Origin of the sequence: Defluviitalea raffinosedens, from assembly GCF_016908775.1 — a bacterium.
Lineage (GTDB): Bacteria > Bacillota > Clostridia > Lachnospirales > Defluviitaleaceae > Defluviitalea > Defluviitalea raffinosedens.
Window position 1 is genome coordinate 348010 of record NZ_JAFBEP010000001.1, and the last position, 21449, is coordinate 369458.

Below are 21449 nucleotides of genomic sequence, written 5' to 3' on the forward strand. Positions count from 1 at the left end.
AAATGTTCGCATTTTAAGTTACATTATTCACCTCTTTACATTTTGCCCCAACATCGATATACTATACATATATATTTTGATGATTATATTAGATTGGAAGTGATGCTTGTGAAAATAGAAAAAATCAATGACTCTCAAATTAAAATTATTTTGAATCAAGCAGATCTTAAGCATAGAGACATTAAAATCAGCGAACTCGCTTATGGTTCTAAAAAAGCTCAGGAACTATTCAGAGATATGATGGAAACCGCTTTTGAAGAATATGGATTTAATACGGATAATGTTCCTTTGATGATTGAGGCCGTTCCCCTTTCTGTGGACAGTATTATGATTATTGTAACTAAGGTGGACCACCCGGATGACATAGACAAGAAATTAAATTCATTCAGGCCTAAAGTAAATTCTCGTACTTTCAAGAAAAAGTCCTCTGTTGCAGAAGAAGAAAACGAACCTCAGTCTGTGACCATTTATTCCTTTAATAAACTAGACGATGTAGTCGATGTTTCCATTCGCTTATATCCTTTATACTGCGGTGTAAATTCTTTGTACAAAGACACCGAATCTCAAAAATATTTTCTTGTGCTTCATAAAAACTACTTCATCAATACTAATCCCAATGAAATAGAATCAATATTAAGTGAATATGGCAATAAACATGTCTCTTCTCCATTAAGTGAAGGTTTTCTGGTTGAACATGGAGAGCTTATGATTCAAGATAAAGCTATAGAAGTTCTTAAAAAACATTTGGCATAAAAAAACTGACCCGGTGGGTCAGTTTTTTTATGCTTTTTTCTGTTTATTCAACAGATATTTCTATTTCTCTTTCTTTAAAACGCTCGTTACATACCTTTACATGAATCTTTCCTTTTTGGCCTGTCGTTCTCACCCAAAAAGCTATGCTTCCACCAATAAGAGAAAGGCATTTAGGGCCAATAAGCTCTCCCTCTCCTGTCACTTCAACATAAATCCCATCTGTAATAAACGGCATGAGATTACCGTATTGGTCCAAGGCTTTTACAACTACCCTTGTAACGTCCATATCCCCTGCGCAAAGAACAGAATCATCTGCTGCTACTTCTAATTGAGCAGGGATAGGATTCCTTGAATATTTCTTACAGATCACTTCTTTTTCTCCAACATATCCAATAAACTTAGCATCTTCCCATTCCATGCCCCAATATCCTGTGAGTTCATCTACAATGACAGGGGGATGAGCTAATCCTGCAAACTTTTCCTTATTAGGATAAAATCTTCCTCTATATTCTTCTCCATAATAAAAGTCAATATAGTCACAGTTTGTAAAAATTACAAGAGGAATAACGCCTCCTATGCTGCGCTCTCCCCTGGACCAGTAGGTTACAGGCTCTAATACCACTTCTTTAGTGGCATCTTTTTGGCTTTTATAGGCATAAGCTGCAAACTTGGGAAGTCTATACATATCCATGACACCATGGTAACAGATCTTATCTCCTGACCCGAAATCAGCGTGGGTATTATAATCAAAAGCACACCATCCTATAGCCCCGGATATATGCTCGTCTAAATGGGAAGCGTTCTGTACTCTTGCATGACGCAGAGCATGTTCCATAACTCTCTCTTCCTGGTCATAACGTTTTGTTGGATACATATGTCCATTATATTCTGTAACCAGATAAGGAACGTAATAGTCTAATCCTGTTACCATTTTGGGTTCTCTTAAGGCCACTTCTTCTCCATCAGCGCCCATAGGTTGGTCATAGGTTTCAAAGTTCTTTACATTCTTTGCAAGGTATTTTCTGTATCCTCCGTCATGGATAAAATCATTAATGGTATATACGTCTTCCAGAAGCTCACTGTTGGTTAAAAAGCGAACCCCTCCGGTTTGTCTTGTAGGATCTAGCTTTCTTGCCAACTCATTGGTTTTTACATATAAGTCGTGATTATCCTGGGATTCATTAATGCGAACCCCCCACAGAATAATTGATGGATGGTTATGGTCCCTCCTAATCATTGCTTTAACATCTTCTAATACCTGCTCCTGCCAAGCCACATCACCTATATACTGCCACCCTGGTATTTCTTCAAATACTAAAAGTCCTATTTCATCACATCGGTCTAAAAAGTGCCTGGATTGAGGGTAGTGAGAAGTTCGGACAATGTTAAGTCCCAATTCATATTTTAAGATATCCGCATCTTTTTGCTGGGCTCTTTTTGGCATTGCATAGCCTACATATGGATAGGACTGATGTCTGTTAAGTCCCATCAGCTTAATCTTTCTGCCATTTAAGTAAAAGCCATCGGATTTAAAGACTGCCTCTCTAAAACCAAATCTCGTAGTATATGAATCTAATTCGTTATACCCTTTTAATATTTTTACCTCCAATTCATATAAATAAGGACGATCAATGTCCCATAACTGAATATCCTGAAGGCCGTCCATCGAAAGGGTTGCAGAATCTTCGCTGAATGTTTTAGAAATCTTACTGATTTCCTTATCCTTATCTCTTAAAATGCATACTGCTTCAATCACTTCATCTTTATTGCCTTTCTTGATTAGAGAAAGATCTACTTCTAATCTTTTTTCACTTTGAAGGACATCAAAGGCTTTCACAAACACATTTTCAATATTCGTACTTTCAGTAATGCGTAAATGTACTTCTCTATATATGCCTCCAAAAGTAAGATAATCTATAACTCCGCCAAAAGGTGGAATATCTTCTCTTTCTGTGGAGTCTACCACAACAGTTAATACATTCTCCTCACCAAATTTGACTGCATCGGATAAATCAATTGTAAAAGGGGTATATCCTCCTTTATGTTCTCCTAGTTTAATCCCATTAAGATAAACTTGTGCATATGCCATTACACCTTCAAAATCAATATAAATGGCCTTTCCTTCATATTCTTTTGGTATATTGAGCTTCCTTTTATAACAGGAAATAATCTGAAAACTTTTATCATCAAAATAGTTATACGGAAGTTCCACATTGGTGTGGGGAAGCCTTACTTCTTTAAAAATATTTAAGTCAATTTCATTGTCCGTAAGATAAGTTTCTTTATAATCCGGGGTATAGTACCAGTGATTGTTGATCCCTTTTACAATACTCATTTTTTCCCTCCTGATATTTAAGTAAAATAATCAGTTTTTACAGTATTATTTTACTTAAATTTTACCTTGCTCAAAAAATATTGTCAATGAACTTTGGGATAATTTTAGTCAGTTTTAGTAATATTACTTTGTACTGTTTCTTATGATAAATTCTGTTGGTATGATCACTTTTCGTCCGATGTCGTTGGCTCCATTTTCTATAAGATCCATCAGTAATTTTACTCCTGTTACACCCATAAATTCAGTATACGTTCTGACTGTTGTCAATGAGGGTACTGTATACTCAGCATTTGGAATATCATTAAAGCCAACAATAGAAACCTGGTCCGGGACAGATATATTGTGTTCGTGAAGAGCCTTTAATGCTCCAATGGCCATAGAATCACTGGCAACAAAAAATGCTGTAGGCAAATTCCCCCTTTTGATCGCATTTACCATTGCCAGATATCCCCCTGCAGCTGTTCCATTTTCAAGATAGATATTTTTTTCATTTTTCTCTATACAATTTTCTTTAATAAAATTCCGGAATTCATATTCTCTTGCGTCGATCTTTTCCGGATATTCACTGTTACAACCCAGTATTCCGATATATCCTAAATCCCGATGTCCTTTTTTTAGTAAAAAATTCAGAACTTCTCTTGCAGCTTTTGCTAAATCAATAATCACACAATCCAGATGAGGATCTTCCGGTTCTTCATCTATAAAAACAATATTTGAAAACAATCCTGCCAAAGTATTGATTTTCTCTTTGCTAAATCTCCCTACTGCAATGATTCCTGACAGATCCGGATGTTTTTTAGCAAGTTCGTTATAATCTTTCATATTAAAAATTTTCTCTGTAATAATACCCTGTCTGTCACACTCTTTTTCAACCCCCATACGGATAGACAGATAATAAGGGTCCGATAGCTCTACTTCTTCAGAATAACTTGAGAGAATACCTATCCTTACCGGAGTACTTCTCCCATTAGCTTTAGTATTATAAACCTCTGCTTTTTCCTTAGGGGACTTATATTTCATTCTTTCTGCAATCTCTAAAATTCTTTTTCTTGTTTCCTCTGACACGGAAAAAGTAGTGTCGTAATTGATTACTCTTGATACTGTTGTAATGGAAACTCCTGCCTCATTGGCAATATCTTTTAATGTAGCCAAAGCTTCCCCTCCTAAAACATTTAAAACAATATATTTTTACTAAATATTTTACTTTAAGAATCATCAAAGATCAAGTATCTGCTATCTGTGGTTTTGCTGACTTAGGAATAATCCTGATATCGGAAGGCTTTTTATTGTATAGGAAATCCAAAAAGATTTCCTATACAATAAAAAAACTAGGGAATAAACTTCCCTAGCTTCCTGGCTAAACATTTTAATTATTTAGAACCTAAAATATAATTCCAATCGTTTTTAAAATAATTATATCTCAAATCTGGACACTCTTTCTTTTAACCCTTCGATGACCTGGTTTAGCTTTCCTGCCAACATAGACAGGTGCTCTGAAAAACTGGCCTGTTCCTGGCTGGTTGCAGTAACCTCTTCAATAGAGGCTGCGTTTTCTTCAACAATTTTTGCAATATATCCAATGGCTTTTGTAGTCTCTTCTTTTTGGCCTTCTATTTCTATGATGGCTCGATTAATATTTTCTATTTGCTCAATGACTTTTCCCATAGATGCTGCCATCTCTCTAAAATTATTGTCTGTCTCATGGACAATCCTGCTTTGTTCTTCAAAGATCTGATCTGAAGTTTCAACCATGGCTACGGTTTCTTTAACTTCTTGCTGTATTCTGGAAATAATTTGGCTGATCATACCCGTTGCATCTTTTGAATGGAGGGCTAACTTTCTGATTTCATCAGCAACTACTGCAAACCCTTTCCCAGCTGCTCCTGCTCTTGCTGCTTCTATGGCTGCGTTTAAAGCAAGCAAGTTTGTCTGTTCACTGATATCTTCGATCACCTGAATCACTTTAATGATTTCTTTTGCTTCTTCATCCAGCTTTTTAATTTCTTCATTTATGGCTCGGGTGGATTCTACAGCAATCTTTGATTTTTCATTCAATTTCCCCACTGTATGGGCTGCATGATCCCTTGATACTTCTGTTCTGCCGATCATTTCCATGGCCATTTCAATTCTTTTTGTAACCTGATTAATGTTTTTGGCCAGACGTTCCATTAATTCATAGCCATGTTCTGTCTGTTTTGCCTGCTCAGTAGATCCTTGTGCCAGTTCACTGATCGTTGCTGATACCTGAGAAGCCGCTATTGCCGATTTCTCCGATGAAGTTTTCATAACATCTGCATTTTCTTCTACTTGAGCGACTGCATAATTTACTTCATTGATTAAATTCCTGATATTTTCGATCATTTTATTAAAGCTTTGAGCCAACTTACCTATTTCATTTTTGCTATTGATATTGGAGGAGACTGTTAAATCCCCATTCTCTGCTTTTGACATTAACTTCATGATATGTTTTAAAGGTTTGGATATACTAAAAGAAATTAAACTTCCAACCACCACAGATAAAATAATGCACAGGACAACGATCACTACGATCCCTCTTCTTGTACTATTCATTTCTGACATCAAAGAGGCGATTGGTTCTGTTGTAACAGCCTTCCATCCATTGGAAGCTGTCGCAAAACTAATCAAATCACCATTAAGAGTAATATTGCCTGATGACTCTTCCCCGTAAATATAAGTCAGGAACTCATCTTCATTTTTTATACCTAAATTTTCTTGATTCAAATGTCCGATAATGACTTGATTTTCATTTAATATATACACTTGGGCATTTTGGTCTAATTCCATATTTTCCAATACTGAATTGATATATTTACTATTAATGGATATAATAATTAATCCTATCTCCTTCATGGTTTGAGGAGATCTCATGGTTCTTACAAAGTATATATTTTGATAGGAATCATTGAACCCTGTAATCCATGAGGCTTCTTCTTGAGAATTATCTAAAATCTCCTTAAACATGTTGTAATATTCTATCTGCTTATCATAATTCTGACCTTTATATAATATAGAATCCGAACCAGCCCCTATTCTGGTACCATCTTCTTTGTATATGTATATTCCTGATATACCACTATTGGTATTAACTATGGATAATATCGTAGATTCAACTTTATTAATCTCTTGTAATTGATCATAATCCATTACATCTTGTTTCTTTTGCTCGATTATTTTTGTAATCTCTTTATTTGAAATCAGCATCATAGAAGCCCGTTCTACTTCTTCTATTTTATAATCAATATTCAAGATCAACTGATCAATCATCTGTTTTGAATAAAAACCAACTTTACCTTCCACAGTGTTTTCTGCATTATAATACGAAAACATACCTACTACACTTAAGGGTATAATGCTTAGGATCATAAAAGATACAATGAGTTTCTTGGCTATCCCGACATTGCGTATTCTGCCAAGCAAAGATTTAAGCCATTTGTTATACTGTCTCCCCTTTGCAGACTCAAACTTAGGCTTAAAGTTCAGCACTGGCTTCATTGTTTTTTCCATACTTTTCCCCCTCATCAGTAAACATATTAATACTATATTTATAAATAAATATAGCAGGTTCTTATATATTTAGTTTTCAAACCCAAATAATTCTCACCTCTTTTTCTGATTGAACTAGATTATATTCTTTTTTATTTTAAATGCCTTAGTATTTTCCTTTTTTTTAAAAGAGAATTTCAATTCTCCACTCCATAAAAGTAGAGTTTCAAAGTCGTTTTCAGATCGGTCCTCCTTCCACATTCATAATAACAGCTTTACAATACTAAATACTGGTTATAAAAAATATGATCTATATTTATTTAGAATAATGTAGATAATTGTTTCAAATTCTAAATAATTTAAATCATCTTAAAATCTATTTTACTTAAATATTCATTATATTTCAATAACAAACTCTTTAAAGTAAAAAAATTCCATCCTATTATTTTAAAATAGATATGAAGACTTTCTATTTCATAGGAAATCCGGAAGAATTTCCTATACAATAAAAATAGCAGGAATAAAAAATACTTTTTATTCCTGCTTCATCATAAGATCTTTAAAACTTATTATGCAGATAAACATCATCCGGATCGGTACCAACTCTTTCTCCAGTGTTGAGCTCTGCAATTCTTTCCATGTCTTCTTTTGATATTTCAAAATCAAAGATATCCGAATTTTCCTTAATTCTTTCAGGAGTAACAGACTTAGGTATCGTCACCACGCCTGTTTGAAGATCCCATCTAAGTGCAATTTGTGAAATCGTTTTATTGTACTTCTCTGATAGTTCTTTCATAAGAGGAATATCAAAGATTTTTCCCTGCATTAAAGGTCCCCAGGCTTCCAGCTGGATATTATGTTTCTTACAAAATTCCAACAAATCAGTCTGCTGGAGTCGTGGATGATATTCTACCTGGTTAACCATCGGTACAATTTCACAGGATTCCATAAGTTCTTCTAAATGATAAACTTTAAAATTGCTAACACCTATAGCCCTTACTCTTTTTTCCTTATAAAGCTTTTCCAGTGCTCTCCAGGTTTCTTTATTAAGAGGCTTTGGCCAATGAATTAAATATAAATCCAGATAATTTGTATCCAGTCTCTTTAAGGATGCTTCAAAAGCTCTTAAAGTTGAATCATATCCCTGGTCTGAGTTCCAAACTTTACTGGTTAAAAATATTTCCTCTCTTTTTACGCCGCTATTCTTCATGGCTCTTCCTACACTTTCTTCGTTTCCATAAACTGCAGCGGTATCAATATGTCTATATCCCACTTTCAAAGCCTCTAAAACAGAATTTTCTACCTGTCCTTCTTCTGTGATCTTGAATGTCCCAAAACCAAGCCACGGCATTTTAACTCCATTATGTAGAGTTGTTGCACTGTTGATATTCATCACAAAAACTCCTCCTTTGTAACAGTTTTATATTTTAACATCTGTTATATATATTATATTCAAATTACTTTGTTTCATCATCATTTTTAGTTAAAATTCTTTGAAAAAGAGTTTCGCCTCAAAACTCTAGCGCCGAGTGCGGTCGCCAAAGCCGACAAAATACAACATGCGCAAGTTTCATCCTGCCTGGAAATTTTTTGCTATAGGAAATTCTTAAGTATTTCATATACCAAAAAACCTCCAAGCTTTTAGCCTGAAGGTTTTTTATTTTTATTCTTTACTTGCTAAATAAGCATTCATTTTTTCTACTACTTCATCTACATTAAGACCGTGAACCATTCCTGCTTCTTCTAAGGTTTCTCCCTGAGAGGAAGGACATCCAACACAGTGCATTCCTGCTTCCATCAAAATAGGAATAAGATTGCGGTCAACGGCAATGATATCTGCTATAATCATGTCCTTTGTGATCTTAGCTGCCATGATATTTCCTCCTTTATATAAACAATAAGTAATCTGTAACATTTTTATTATAGCCCAATAATAGGATATAATGCAATAACCAAAATATGTGTCGGCTCTCTCTACATTTGAGCCGCATTCATAAGCTTTGGAACCACTTGCTTCTTTCTTGATAATACACCTGGTAAGAATATGCTGTCTTCTTTACTATTTAGACCAAATGCCCGTGTCACCAATTCTTTTCCCGAACCTATCGCGATCAGTTCTGTTCCGCCTAGTAACAGATCTGTTACCATTAAAAGCACCAAATCATAATTTTGCGTTTCGCAAAGCTTATACATCATAGCTTTTATATCTGGAATTAAATTAAACAAGCCCTTAAAATCAGCCGTATTAATTTGGGAAATGGCCACATTGTATTTACCGAATACAAATTTTTTCATATCGGTATAGTAAAGTTGTTCTGCAGTCTTTCCTTCTAAGGAAGTACCGGCAACAATAAGGGACATACCGTACTTTTCTATATCTACACCGGCAAGTTTAGCGAGGTACTCAGCTTGTTTTTTATCTTCCTCCATACAGGTTGGAGACTTAAAGATCAGAGTATCAGACAGGATCGCACTTAGCATAAGTCCTGCCATCTGAGGGGTTGGCTCTATATGATTTTCCCGATACATTTTTGAAACGATTGTAGCAGTACATCCTACCGGTTCTGCCCTAAAGTACAAAGGCGCCATAGTATGGATATCTGCGACTCTGTGGTGATCGATGATTTCTAATATCGTAGCCTTTTCCAAACCTTTTATGGATTGCCCTTTTTCATTATGGTCCACCAAGATGACATGTTTTCTGTTAAAGTCGATCAAATGCCTTCTTGAGACTATCCCCTTCACTTTTCCTTTGGCATCTACAACAGGAAAACTTCTATGGGTGGAGCTTTGCATAATCTCTTTAATTTCATCTACATAATCATCCATCTGAAAATACACCAGATTATGCTTTCGCATAATGGCAGATACAGGGATACTCTGATTGATTAATTTTATTGTTTTAAAAAAACTGTGAGGCACCTTGACTACTGCACAGCTTAAGTCTTCTCCAAGATCAAGGGATAGGTTAAAATCTTTATCCCCAGCTACAATAATACATCCTGCCCCGGCATTTTTTACTTTTTCCTGTATATCTTTATCACAGCCTATAATTAAAATATCGCCTCTAGAAAGCTTTTGACCTTTTAATAAAGTAGAATCCGTATAAATACTTCCTTCTACATATTCATAAGGGTATCTCCCTCCTAAAATTTCTCCGTCCAAAACCTTAATGAGATTAGAAAATCTGGTTTTATTATTCTTTATTGCCATCTCGTCCGAAAATTCCATATAAGATGCCGCAATATCTTTAAGAGATACAATCCCATTCAATCGGTCTTCTTCGTCCACTACAGGAATCATATTTCTTTCTACTTTTTTCATCAAATCCCATACGGATTTAATTGAATCATCTCTATGTACTACATAGGGCTTATAGAAATTTAAGTCTGCTACCTGAGGTTCTACATCAGAAAGCAGGGGCGGTGGAGCTGCTTTAAAAAAATTTAAAGCAAATTCAGTTTCTTTATTAATATTCCCTAAGCGAACCGCTTGAACATTTCTAAAACCCAGCTCCCGTTTTAAATGGGCGTAGGCAATGGCTGAGCAAATAGAGTCGGTATCTGGATTTTGATGTCCGAAAATGAAAATCGGTTTATCCACATCATTCACCGTCCCATCATTCTCCTGTATATATTGACTTGATATGTATATACGTCCGAACGATAATAAGATGTTTCATAAAATAATTTTATATCTTCTTCTGTTCTTGTAACCCCTTCTATCTTTAGCAAAGGAATGGCTTTACCAGACTCAAAAATTTTCATCATCATTTTGTCGGAAATCAGCGCTTCAATGGTTAAAAAAGTTGATTCAATATTATGGTTATAATTCTCTTTTAAGATCTTGTATAACGAAAGCGTTCCCAAATCATACTGATCTAACCCTTCACAATATTTTGTGGGTATGTAAACGGTCTCAAGAGCAGCAGGTATGGAATCTGCAAAACGCAGGCGCTTGATTTTATAAAAGGTCTGTTCTTCTTTCTCATCCAACATCTTGCTGATATTTTTTAGATTTCGTACCACTGAAAATTCCAAAACTTTGGTAGTTGGCGTATAACCCTGAGCTTTTAGGGTCTCTGTAAAACTCATCATATTTTCTTGTAAAAAACGAGGAGAGGATACAAAAGTTCCTCTTCCCTTTTCTCTATATAATTTCCCTTCTTTAACCAATTCATTGATGGCTTGTCGTGTAGTCATCCGGCTAATGCCATAGGTTTCACTTAATTGCCTTTCTGAAGGGATCATTTGATTCGGCTGAAAAATGCCTTCTTCTATTTGCTTTTCTATGATGGTTTTTAACTGTATATAATAAGGCAGAGGATTACTCTTATCAATTTTCAAACTATCACCTCCATTTCTCATTATTCTAACATTCCCTTATACAAGATTCAAACAGTTTTTATACTTAAACCTGCATTAAATAATGAAAGATTTCCTGGCAGACATCTTCTTTTTCTTCCCCGTCAAATATAAAGTGATTCGCATTTCTATAGTATATTTTCTTTTTCCATGGAGAAGCCGAGCGGCAAAAAAGATAATCGGCACTCTTCCATCGGACAGCTTCATCTTTTAATCCCTGAATAACAAGAAGAGGCGTTTTGATCTTTTCTACTAAAGGGATGCATTCACTAAGCCCCAAACTTAAGTGAATAGCTCCCCAAAAAGGTGTCTCATTAATCACGCGATAATAGTATTTTAGAGGATCATAACTTCTTTTTCGAATACATCTTTTAATATTCCCCAGGACCTTCCTAATATCTGCACAATAGATTGGTGTATTCACCGTCGCCAGTACATCTGCACCATAATTACAAGTAAGATAAAGTGCAACCAGCCCTCCCATGGAAAAACCAATGATTGCAACTCTTTTAAAGTTTTGCTTTAAATGTATGAATTCTTTTTCTGCATTGGAGATCCAGTCTCTCCATGTGGTTGTATTCCATTCTTTTTTAGTCCCTTTTATTCCTGCTAAAGTGGGAGATATGGTATAAATTCCCCTATCTTTTAAATAATCTGACAATATTTTAACATCTTTGGAGCAACTGTTAAATCCATGAAGTACAAGGACTGCCATATCATTTGCTTTAATCATTATATGTCCTCCACAGCAAGTATCATATATTTTTAATTTAGTTTTTCCCCAGTTTCCGCCTTAATTCAAACCAGCTTTTTACACTATTTGATGGAAATATTGACCATATTGTTAATGATTTATCATTTATATTTTTCATATTTTTTATCCTTTTTGTCTTATTAAAAATAATTATCATTTGTATTGTTTTCTCATTATTTTATCTTTTAGAATAATTGTCTTTTTAAGCGGATTTTAAAATAATTAATAACAATTATTATTTAAAAATCTATTGACGTGTATACAGTATTCATATATAATAGAATCAAACAATAAATTAATATTGTAACTGTGTTAAAAAAATAACACTTAATTGTATAAATAAAAAAGGAGGATGCCTTATGTTTGAACAATGGAAAGGTTTTAGCGAAGGTAACTGGACTAAAGAAATAGATGTCAGAGATTTTATTCAAAGAAATTACACCCCTTATGAAGGAGACGACTCCTTCCTTGCAGGACCAACTGAAAGAACTAAAAAGCTTTGGGATGAAGTTATGGAATTAACCAAAGTAGAAAGGGAAAAAGGAATCTTAGATGTTGAAACAAAGATCCCTTCAAGCATTACTTCCCACGGCCCTGGATATCTTGACAAAGATTTAGAGCAAATTGTAGGTTTTCAAACAGATAAACCTTTAAAAAGAGGTATTATGCCCTTTGGCGGAATCCGTGTCGTAGAAAAAGCATTGGATGCTTATGGCTATGAACTGGACCCAATAACCCGTGAAATATTTAAGAAATATAGAAAAACTCATAATGATGGAGTGTTTGATGCTTATACAGAAGAAATGAGAAAAGCAAGACACACTGGAATTATCACTGGTCTTCCAGATGCCTATGGCAGAGGCCGTATCATAGGAGACTATAGAAGAGTGGCTTTATATGGTGTTGACAGACTTATAGAAGAAAAGCAAAAAGAAAAGAAAGAACTCGAAGTAGAATATATGGAAAGCCCAATCATTCGCCTTCGTGAAGAAATCTCCGAGCAAATAAGAGCTCTTCAGGATTTAAAAGAAATGGCAAAGAATTATGGCTTTGATATAAGCAAGCCTGCATCTAATGCAAAAGAAGCAATCCAATGGACATATTTTGCATATTTAGGTGCTGTTAAGGAACAAGACGGTGCTGCCATGTCTTTGGGCCGCGTATCTACTTTCTTTGATATATATATTGAAAGAGACATGAAAGAAGGCATTTTAACAGAAGAACAAGCCCAAGAATTAATCGATCATTTCGTTATGAAATTAAGAATGGTTCGCTTCCTCAGAACACCATCTTATAATGAATTGTTCTCAGGAGACCCAACCTGGGTAACAGAATCCATCGGAGGTATGGGCGAAGACGGGAGAACCTTAGTAACAAAAAACAGTTTCCGTATTCTTCATACATTAAATAATTTAGGCCCTGCGCCAGAACCAAACTTAACCGTTCTATGGTCTGAAAGATTGCCTGAAAGCTTTAAAAGATTCTGCGCTAAGGTATCTATTGACACCAGTTCCATCCAATATGAAAATGACGACATCATGAGAAGATGGTACGGCGACGACTACGGAATTGCTTGCTGTGTATCTCCTATGAGAATTGGTAAACAAATGCAATTCTTTGGTGCCCGTGCAAACCTTGCAAAAGCCCTGTTATATGCAATCAATGGCGGTAGGGATGAAAAGAGCGGAGAACAAGTTACTCCTCAATTTGCACCTATTACTTCTGACTATCTTGATTATGATGAAGTCATGGAAAAATTCGATCAAATGATGGATTGGTTATCTCAAGTTTACATCAACACCCTCAATATCATCCACTATATGCATGACAAATACGCCTATGAAAAACTCCAAATGGCGCTTCATGATAAAGACATCCTTCGTACTTCCGCTTGCGGTATTGCAGGATTATCTGTTGTAGCCGATTCCTTATCTGCTATCAAATACAGCAAAGTAAAAGTTATAAGAAATGAACAAGGCTTAGCAGTTGACTACGAAATAGAAGGTGAATATCCTGCATTCGGAAATAACGATGAAAGAGTGGACTCCATTGCTATTGAAATCGTAGAAAGATTCATGAACAAATTAAGAAGACATAAAACTTACCGTGATTCTGTTCCGACATTATCCATCTTGACCATTACATCCAATGTGGTATACGGTAAGAAAACAGGAAATACGCCTGACGGAAGAAAAGCCGGCGAACCTTTTGCCCCAGGTGCTAACCCAATGCACGGAAGAGATAAAAAAGGTGCTATCGCATCTATGGCATCCGTTGCAAAACTTCCTTATCAACATGCACAAGACGGTATCTCTTATACCTTCTCCATCGTTCCTAAAGCTTTAGGAAAGTCCGAAGACGAAAGAGTATCTAACCTGGTGGGTATGCTGGATGGATATTTCCATGATGAAGGACATCACATCAATGTAAACGTCTTTGACAGAGAGACTTTACTCGATGCAATGGATCATCCTGAAAAATATCCTCAATTAACCATTCGTGTTTCTGGATATGCTGTTAACTTTATCAAACTTACAAGAGAACAACAATTAGATGTTATTAATAGAACTTTCCACGAAAGATTCTAAGTAAATATGTTATAATAAGAGAAAAAACATTAGTTTCTTCTCTTTTATCCTAAAGGAAAGGAGCCTTGTTATGAGTATAACTGGAAGAATTCATTCGATTGAAACTTGTGGAACCGTAGATGGTCCCGGCATTCGATTTGTGGTGTTTACACAAGGCTGTCCTCTTAGATGCCAGTACTGTCACAATCCTGATACCTGGAATATTGCGCACGGAGAAGAAACTACTGTTGAAAAGCTTATAAAGGAAATAGAAAAATATAAGTCTTATATGAAATTTTCTGGTGGTGGTGTTACTTTAACCGGAGGTGAACCTCTTATGCAGCCTAAGTTTACAGCTGAGCTGTTTCGTCAGTGTAAAGAAAGAGGCATTCACACAGCCCTGGACACCTCCGGATATATCCCCCTGGAACATGCAAAAGAAGTCCTGGAATATACAGATTTAGTCTTGCTGGATATTAAATCCTTTGACCCGAATATATATAAGGATCTTACTGGTGTTTCCAATGAACCAACGTTAAAGTTGGCAAAATATCTTTCAGATATTAATAAACCGATGTGGGTACGTTTTGTCCTTGTTCCTAATCTGACAGATGACCCGGAAAATATAGAAGGCTTAGCTTCTTTTCTCTCAACCCTTAATAATATTGAAAAAGTTGAACTCCTCCCCTTTCATAAAATGGGTGAGTACAAGTGGGAGCAACTGGGCTACCCCTATCGTTTAAAAAATACTCCCCCTCCTTCAGAAGAAGCCATTAAAAATGCCAAAGCGATCTTTGAAAGATATGGATTAAAAGTATAAAAATATAAGCCGCAGAAAATCTGCGGCTTTTGCTTTTACATAGCAACCGTATTTGTGTTATCACCAAATCCCTCAATAGGATCTGCATTTCTTAAAGTAAATAAGTAAATTGGGCACATAAATATAAATATAATACTTAGAATCAACATTCCAACGGCTTTATCTCCTCTATATTTTTTATAGAGATTATAAATGGATGCAAAGTTTAAGATCACATAAGCTATCGAAATAAGAAAACCTATAAAGGGTATCCCTCCCAGCACTATACTTGCTGCACATACCACAGGAAGAACAACTTCCAATTTGTTGATTTCCTGATTAAATAACTTAATCTTTCCAACTAGTTTTCCCATTATGTACATATCAGCTACAGGAATCCATGCAAGCCAGGAATTTTCAATCCCTGCCTTCTTTGCCATACCAAATAGTCCAATAGATTTCAGAACATAAAGTACGATAAAAATAACAGCAAATACTAAAACAAAAGCAAGACCTAATCCTAAAATTAATTCCCAGCGATCCATCACGCTACCTCCTTAATATGTATTAAAATTCATATAATTTATTATACATTGAAACAAGCTATCAAATCAATATTTTTTAAATTTTTATAACATTTTACCAACTATGTAATAAATCTTTCAATTTTATTTTTCCTGTGTTAATATAAAAAAGCATTATAATCTGGTTTAAATTTCAATAAGAGGGGTACAAAAAATGAAAATACGACTTGCATCTTCTCTCACTCGAGATAGTATTGTGGACGGCCCCGGGCTTAGAACAGTCCTTTGGACCCAGGGGTGTAAACATCATTGCATAGGATGCCACAATCCAGGAACCCATCCCCTGGACGGTGGATTCGAAACTTCTACAGAAGAGATCATGGAAACCTTAAAAACATTAAAACTCCAAAAAGGCATCACCTTTTCCGGCGGAGAGCCTTTCTTGCAGCCGGAGGCCTGTGCAGAAATCGCCAGATTCTGTCATAACTTAAATTGGGATGTATGGGTTTACACCGGTTATACCTATGAAGAAATACTAGCAAATAACAACTCCTTGTGGAATGAGTTTTTGGAAGAAATTGACGTACTGATCGATGGTCCCTTTATCTTAGAAAAAAAAGATTTCACCTTATTGTACAGAGGATCATCGAATCAAAGAATCATTGATGTCAATCTTTCTAAAAAGAATAATAAAATAGTATTTTGGGAACAATAAGAATTTAACATTTTACTTGTAAACTTAACGCAATTAGTATACAATATGCTTGTATCGAATATTCTGAGGAGGTGTTATTATGGCTTATGTAATAAATGACGAATGTATCAGCTGCGGAGCTTGTGAGCCAGAATGTCCTGTTTCCTGTATTTCTGAAGGAGATGGAAAATACGAAATCAATGCAGATGAATGTATTGAATGTGGTGCTTGTGCAGACGCTTGTCCTGTAAATGCTCCAAACCCAGCCTAAAATCAAAAAATCGCCCTGATGGGCGATTTTTTTATCTTCCAAAAATATGCTTATACCATGGAATCTTTCTGCTGGCTGCAACCGCTGTTTCTTTTCTCATATTCTGAACTTCCCTTAAAACTTCATCTAACCTTTTGTATCGTTCTTTATCCCTTGCTTCATATTCTTTTTCTAAAAATTTAATCTGAGTCAACATTTCTTCCTTTAAGTCCTGCTTTAACTCTTCTTTGATCTCTTTTCTTAATATATGATTATGTTCAACCAAAGCCTCTTTGAATAAATTTTTCATCATCATCTGAAACTGTTTAACCTTTTCATCATTAGGATTGGTTATATCTACTTCATTTCCATGGCTTAATTTCAGTGCATAATCTTCATTTTCATCCATACTGGAAATTGCAGCTTTAATAGCTCTAAGCTGAAGTCCCTGCTCTTTAAAGTGCTTAATGTTTTCAAAGATCCTGATTTCTTGATCCGTATAATATCTATGCCCCATTTCGTTCCTTGGAATCTCCAGGTTAAGTTCTTCTTCCCAGTACCGAAGTACATGTGTTTCTAAATTGAGCATTTCAGATGCCTCTGAAATACTGTATCTTTTTTCTTCCATAGTTTCACCCCATTATCAAAAATTTCCAGTTATACTCGTAGTATACCATAAATTTACATTAAATCAATAAAAAAATGCTAAAAATTTACTTTAAGGGCTAATATTGATAAAAGTTGAAGACGAAAAAATAAAAACCTTCCTGGCTCATGCTAAAGTAAAACATGAATCGGGAAGGTTTTTATTAACTGCTGTTTTATGAGTGATTTAGGAATTTGCATTCCCACTTTCGACTTCGTTTATAAGTTTTTCAGCACTGTTGATGAATTCGTAAGCTCTGTCAATAACTGTTTTTATGTTGTCCATAACTTCAGGTGTGAGGTTTTTGGGATCAGCAAAATATCCGTCAATTTCTGTAATTCCTTCGGAAATCTCATTCATAACTGTAACAAGTTCTTCAATCTCTAAAAGCTCAGGACTTGTATTCACCTTGTCAACAACCTCATTATATGCGTCTATCATCGCTGAAAATTCCTGTGCAAGGGCTTGTTGTTCCTCGGTATATTCCACTTCTGTGCTTTCTTGTGTAGTATCTTGCGCAGCTTCTTGTTTATTCTCCTGTGCACTTCCTTGTGAACTGGTTGATGAAGTGGACGCTTTTTCTCCACCACAGGCAACAAGATTCAGTGTCATCATAAGTGTTAACATACTACAAGTAATTTTTTCATTTTAAATCCTCCTCTTTCTAGTCAACGTATGTAATAACGCACCGCCCGTTAAGTATATCAGGCATTTTTTTTTAACCGTCTTTTGCATGAATGACGATTTTTTTGACATGAAATACTTTTTTACATGAAACATAGTATCGTCTGTCAAATTATTATGTTAAAATAATAGTGAAGAAACGGAGGAATTTTAATGATACAAATTGCAGTCTGCGACGACAATATTGACGAACTATCCCACATTGTTCAACTGATCAACCTATATAAAGTATCCAAAAACTTCAGCTGCAAATGTACCATCTTTCATAATGGATTTGAGCTCATTTCGGTTTTAGAAAAAGGAAAGAGATTCGATATATACTGTCTGGATATTATTATGCCGGGGTTGACGGGCATTGATGTGGCAAAGGAAATCCGTAAGTTTGACAAAACCACACCCCTTCTGTTCTTTACCTCCTCCGCTGAATTTGCCTTAGAAAGTTATTCTGTAAAAGCTGTCAATTATGTACTAAAGCCTATTACAAAAGAAAAATTCTTCCTCACCCTGGATGAAGTCTTAGAGAAAATAAACGCAGATCAAGAAGAAGATGCCATTATTGTAAAAAGCAATGAAGGCATTCAAAGAATCCTCATTTCTAATTTAGCTTTTGTCGAGGTGATTGGCAGAAATGTTTTGTATCATCTTTACTTCGGAAAAATCATCCAATGTACAGAATCTTTCTCCTCTGTCTGCGACAAGCTTATGAAATATGGGTGCTTTATCAGACCGCATCGCTCCTACATTGTGAACATGCAGTTTATAGACACCATCGAAAATCATCAGATCACCCTGCAGAATCTTGCCATTATACCTGTTGCCCAGAGAAAGATTAGAGAAATTAAGCAACAATATCTAAATTATCAGATGGAGGAGCAATAAAAGAATGATAGAAACTGTCATTGAGTTTTCTCGCTATTATATCGCCCTTCTGTTCGGAACGGGCATAGCAGCCCTTTTTACCGGAATGCCACACACAAGGAAAAACTATCTGGTTTATGGAATCTTTACCATCATCATATTTCTTTTACAACTTCTTTCCTTATGGACATGGGGCATGGAGATCACGTTTAAACTCTATCCACTCATCACCCATCTTCCAATGGTTATATTTATTGTATTTTATTTAAAACAATCATGGCTAATAGCTATTACCAGTATGTGTCTTTCTTTTCTGTGCTACCAGTTTCCCCGATACGTTGGCACTGTTTTAGGAGCCACTTTTGGCTGGGTTACTATGAACCACATTGGTTATATTGTCACAGCCATTCTGATGTACTACTTTCTACAGAAATATGCCGTAAAATCTGTTCGGCATCTGTTGGAACGGTCTAATAAGTCCTGCCTGCTGTTTGGTGCAATGCCCACTTTTTATTATGTTTTTGAGCATACTTCCACAGTATATACAGATTTTATGTACAGCGGAACCCGGGCGGCTGTACAGTTTATGCCCTTTGTGACGTCCGCATTCTATATAGTTTTTGTTCTTTTGTATTATGACGAAACTCAAAAACAAGCAAGAATTCAAAGAGAGCGAGACATGCTGGCCACACAGTTTAAGCAGGCTCAAACCGAATTTGCTTCTCTAAAACAAATTCAGCAGACTGCTGCAGCCTACAGACACGATATGCGCCACCATTTCTCCCTTTTACAGTGGTTGGCATCCGAAGGACTTGTAGATGAAATCATAGAATACCTAAAGACTGCCCAGTCCGATGTCGATGCCATCACTCCCATACGTTTTTGTGAAAATGAGACTGTCAATCTGATTTTGTCCTCTTTTGCTTTCAAGGCAAAGGAAGCAAGCATCCATTTAAGCATAGATGCAAGATTGCCTGATGCCCTTCCCTTTAGCGATACCGAGCTTTGTTCACTTTTGTCCAATGCTTTGGAAAACGCCATACATGCCTGCGAGCAAATATCAGAAAGCAGTAAACGATCTATCAAACTCCGCATGTATTCCAAAAGCAATAAATTGTGCATTGACATCCGAAACAGCTATCAATCAGAACCGATTTTTTCTGGGGATCTGCCGATATCCAAAGAGCAGGGACATGGTTATGGTACAAAGAGCATGGCCCATATTATAAAAAAGCATAGCGGTGTCTTTCTGTTTACGACCAAAGAGGGTTGGTTTATCTTTCAGGCGACCATATAAATCGATATGATAACAAAAAATCCAGTTCTTCACCAAAAGAAGAACTGGATTTTTATGTATTTTCTTAATTGGCTTTTTGCATATTGGCAAACTTCGTATACTGACCTAACCAAACCAGATCTACGGTCCCTGTCGGGCCGTTTCTTTGTTTTGCTATGATGACTTCTGCCTGGTTTTTCTTTTCTGTATCCGGATGGTAATACTCATCCCTATATAAAAACATTACCACGTCGGCATCCTGCTCTATAGCTCCGGATTCTCTTAAATCTGAAAGCATCGGTCTATGGTCTGCCCTTGTTTCACAGGCTCGGCTAAGCTGGGAAAGGGCAATAACAGGAGCTTCCATTTCTCTTGCCAGAGCCTTTAAGGATCTGGAGATTTCAGATATTTCCTGCTGTCTGGAATCAGACTTTCCACTTCCACTCATAAGTTGCAGATAGTCGATTAAAATAAGGCCAAGGCCTTTCTCAAGCTTTAATCTCCTGCATTTTGCCCTCATCTCCATAACAGAAATACCAGGTGTATCGTCAATATAAATAGGTGCTTCTGCAAGAGTACCCATAGCTCTCGCTATTTTTACCCAATCTTCCTGGTTCATAGCACCGGTTCGAAGTTTCTGTGCATCGATCATCGCTTCAGCGCAAAGCATACGATTAACCAACTGCTCTTTTGACATTTCCAGACTAAAGATGGCAATGGGTACTTTTTCCCGTACCGCTGCATATTGGGCAATATTCAGGGCAAACGCCGTCTTTCCCATGGAAGGCCTTGCAGCCACTAAAATCAAATCCGAAGGCTGAAGACCTGCAGTTTTATAGTCTAAATCGATAAAACCAGTGGAAAGTCCTGTTACCTTCCCTTGATTTTTATATATTTCTTCTATTTTTTCAAAGGCAGATAAAAGCACTTCTCTCATAGGAGAAAAATCTTCTGTATGCTTATTTTGCAAAATGTGAAAAATGCTTTGCTCTGCTTGGTTTAAAATCGTATTCACATCTTCCTTAGCTTCATAACTAAGCCCCATAATATCCTGGCTTGCTTTAATCAATCTTCTTAAAATTGATTTGCTCTCAACAATTTTGGCATATTGCTTAATATGAGCTGATGTAGGAACACTGGAAGCTAATTCTGATAAGTACGCAATACCCCCTATTTGCTCTAACAATCCTTTTTCCTCAAGGCGGCTTTTAAGGGTAACCAAGTCAACCGGAGCGCCTTGATTAAAAAGCTCAATACAAGTTTCAAAAATCATCTTATGATCGGGTCTGTAGAAATCATCTCCTCTTAAAATCTCTGCTGCAGATGCGATGGCTTCCCGATCAAGAATCATGGATCCCAATACAGATTGTTCAGCTTCAATATTATGAGGGGGAATTCTCTGCAATCTTGATTCCTCCATAATTAGCCCCCTTTTATTTTT

General features: G+C 36.0%; 19 protein-coding genes. 7 read left to right on the plus strand and 12 right to left on the minus strand.

What is annotated here, in order from left to right:
• The first annotated feature begins 108 nt into the window (after positions 1 to 108).
• Complete coding sequence (locus tag JOD07_RS01730) at positions 109 to 753, plus strand: adaptor protein MecA (RefSeq protein ID WP_158741076.1); 645 nt, start codon at positions 109 to 111, stop codon at positions 751 to 753.
• Between the two features lie 43 nt (positions 754 to 796).
• Here the strand turns inward: JOD07_RS01730 and JOD07_RS01735 are convergent, their stop codons facing one another.
• The 8 genes from JOD07_RS01735 to JOD07_RS01770 all read right to left on the minus strand — a co-directional run bounded on the left by JOD07_RS01735 (position 797) and on the right by JOD07_RS01770 (position 11689).
• On the minus strand, positions 797 to 3088 hold the full coding sequence (locus JOD07_RS01735; protein WP_158741078.1) for a glycoside hydrolase family 2 protein: 2292 nt from the start codon (positions 3086 to 3088) through the stop codon (positions 797 to 799).
• Between the two features lie 123 nt (positions 3089 to 3211).
• Complete coding sequence (locus tag JOD07_RS01740; protein WP_158741080.1) at positions 3212 to 4240, minus strand: LacI family DNA-binding transcriptional regulator; 1029 nt, start codon at positions 4238 to 4240, stop codon at positions 3212 to 3214.
• A 261-nt stretch (positions 4241 to 4501) separates the two neighbouring features.
• Entirely contained in the window at positions 4502 to 6613 is a 2112-nt protein-coding gene (locus JOD07_RS01745; protein ID WP_158741082.1) for a methyl-accepting chemotaxis protein, read from the minus strand.
• 538 nt (positions 6614 to 7151) lie between these two features.
• On the minus strand, positions 7152 to 7985 hold the full coding sequence (locus JOD07_RS01750) for an aldo/keto reductase (protein ID WP_204611810.1): 834 nt from the start codon (positions 7983 to 7985) through the stop codon (positions 7152 to 7154).
• A 270-nt stretch (positions 7986 to 8255) separates the two neighbouring features.
• Positions 8256 to 8465 carry a DUF1858 domain-containing protein gene (locus tag JOD07_RS01755; RefSeq protein WP_158741083.1) on the minus strand — a complete coding sequence of 70 codons (210 nt, stop codon included), beginning with the start codon at positions 8463 to 8465 and terminating at the stop codon, positions 8256 to 8258.
• Between the two features lie 101 nt (positions 8466 to 8566).
• Positions 8567 to 10204 carry a putative manganese-dependent inorganic diphosphatase gene (locus JOD07_RS01760; RefSeq protein ID WP_274596589.1) on the minus strand — a complete coding sequence of 546 codons (1638 nt, stop codon included), beginning with the start codon at positions 10202 to 10204 and terminating at the stop codon, positions 8567 to 8569.
• Entirely contained in the window at positions 10201 to 10938 is a 738-nt protein-coding gene (locus JOD07_RS01765) for a GntR family transcriptional regulator (RefSeq protein WP_158741085.1), read from the minus strand. Before JOD07_RS01765 ends, JOD07_RS01760 begins: the two co-directional genes overlap by 4 nt.
• Positions 10939 to 11002: 64 nt before the next feature.
• Entirely contained in the window at positions 11003 to 11689 is a 687-nt protein-coding gene (locus tag JOD07_RS01770; protein WP_158741087.1) for an alpha/beta hydrolase, read from the minus strand.
• A 380-nt stretch (positions 11690 to 12069) separates the two neighbouring features.
• Here JOD07_RS01770 and pflB point away from each other — a divergent pair, with 380 nt between their 5' ends.
• Both pflB and pflA read left to right on the plus strand, forming a co-directional pair.
• On the plus strand, positions 12070 to 14298 hold the full coding sequence (pflB, locus tag JOD07_RS01775; protein WP_204611781.1) for a formate C-acetyltransferase: 2229 nt from the start codon (positions 12070 to 12072) through the stop codon (positions 14296 to 14298).
• A gap of 70 nt (positions 14299 to 14368) precedes the next feature.
• Complete coding sequence (gene pflA / locus JOD07_RS01780) at positions 14369 to 15097, plus strand: pyruvate formate-lyase-activating protein (protein ID WP_158741091.1); 729 nt, start codon at positions 14369 to 14371, stop codon at positions 15095 to 15097.
• A gap of 35 nt (positions 15098 to 15132) precedes the next feature.
• Here pflA and JOD07_RS01785 read toward each other — a convergent pair whose 3' ends face one another.
• Positions 15133 to 15621, minus strand: a complete 489-nt coding sequence (locus tag JOD07_RS01785) for a hypothetical protein (protein WP_204611783.1) — start codon at positions 15619 to 15621, stop codon at positions 15133 to 15135.
• Between the two features lie 193 nt (positions 15622 to 15814).
• Between JOD07_RS01785 and nrdG the strand changes: the two genes are divergently transcribed.
• Both nrdG and JOD07_RS01795 read left to right on the plus strand, forming a co-directional pair.
• Complete coding sequence (gene nrdG, locus JOD07_RS01790; protein ID WP_158741094.1) at positions 15815 to 16315, plus strand: anaerobic ribonucleoside-triphosphate reductase activating protein; 501 nt, start codon at positions 15815 to 15817, stop codon at positions 16313 to 16315.
• A gap of 79 nt (positions 16316 to 16394) precedes the next feature.
• Positions 16395 to 16565 carry a DUF362 domain-containing protein gene (locus JOD07_RS01795; RefSeq protein WP_158741096.1) on the plus strand — a complete coding sequence of 57 codons (171 nt, stop codon included), beginning with the start codon at positions 16395 to 16397 and terminating at the stop codon, positions 16563 to 16565.
• Between the two features lie 31 nt (positions 16566 to 16596).
• Here JOD07_RS01795 and JOD07_RS01800 read toward each other — a convergent pair whose 3' ends face one another.
• Positions 16597 to 17172, minus strand: a complete 576-nt coding sequence (locus tag JOD07_RS01800) for a helix-turn-helix domain-containing protein (RefSeq protein WP_204611785.1) — start codon at positions 17170 to 17172, stop codon at positions 16597 to 16599.
• A 204-nt stretch (positions 17173 to 17376) separates the two neighbouring features.
• Positions 17377 to 17817, minus strand: coding sequence for a hypothetical protein (locus JOD07_RS01805; protein WP_204611787.1), 441 nt, complete (start codon positions 17815 to 17817; stop codon positions 17377 to 17379).
• Between the two features lie 210 nt (positions 17818 to 18027).
• On the opposite strand from JOD07_RS01805, the gene JOD07_RS01810 reads away from it, so the two are divergent.
• Together JOD07_RS01810 and JOD07_RS01815 are read left to right on the plus strand one after the other, a co-directional pair.
• Positions 18028 to 18753 carry a LytR/AlgR family response regulator transcription factor gene (locus JOD07_RS01810; RefSeq protein ID WP_158741142.1) on the plus strand — a complete coding sequence of 242 codons (726 nt, stop codon included), beginning with the start codon at positions 18028 to 18030 and terminating at the stop codon, positions 18751 to 18753.
• A 4-nt stretch (positions 18754 to 18757) separates the two neighbouring features.
• A complete protein-coding gene (locus tag JOD07_RS01815) occupies positions 18758 to 20029 on the plus strand; it encodes a sensor histidine kinase (protein WP_204611789.1) in 1272 nt (423 codons plus the stop codon).
• A gap of 64 nt (positions 20030 to 20093) precedes the next feature.
• Here JOD07_RS01815 and dnaB read toward each other — a convergent pair whose 3' ends face one another.
• Entirely contained in the window at positions 20094 to 21428 is a 1335-nt protein-coding gene (dnaB, locus tag JOD07_RS01820; protein WP_158741144.1) for a replicative DNA helicase, read from the minus strand.
• Positions 21429 to 21449 lie beyond the last annotated feature (21 nt).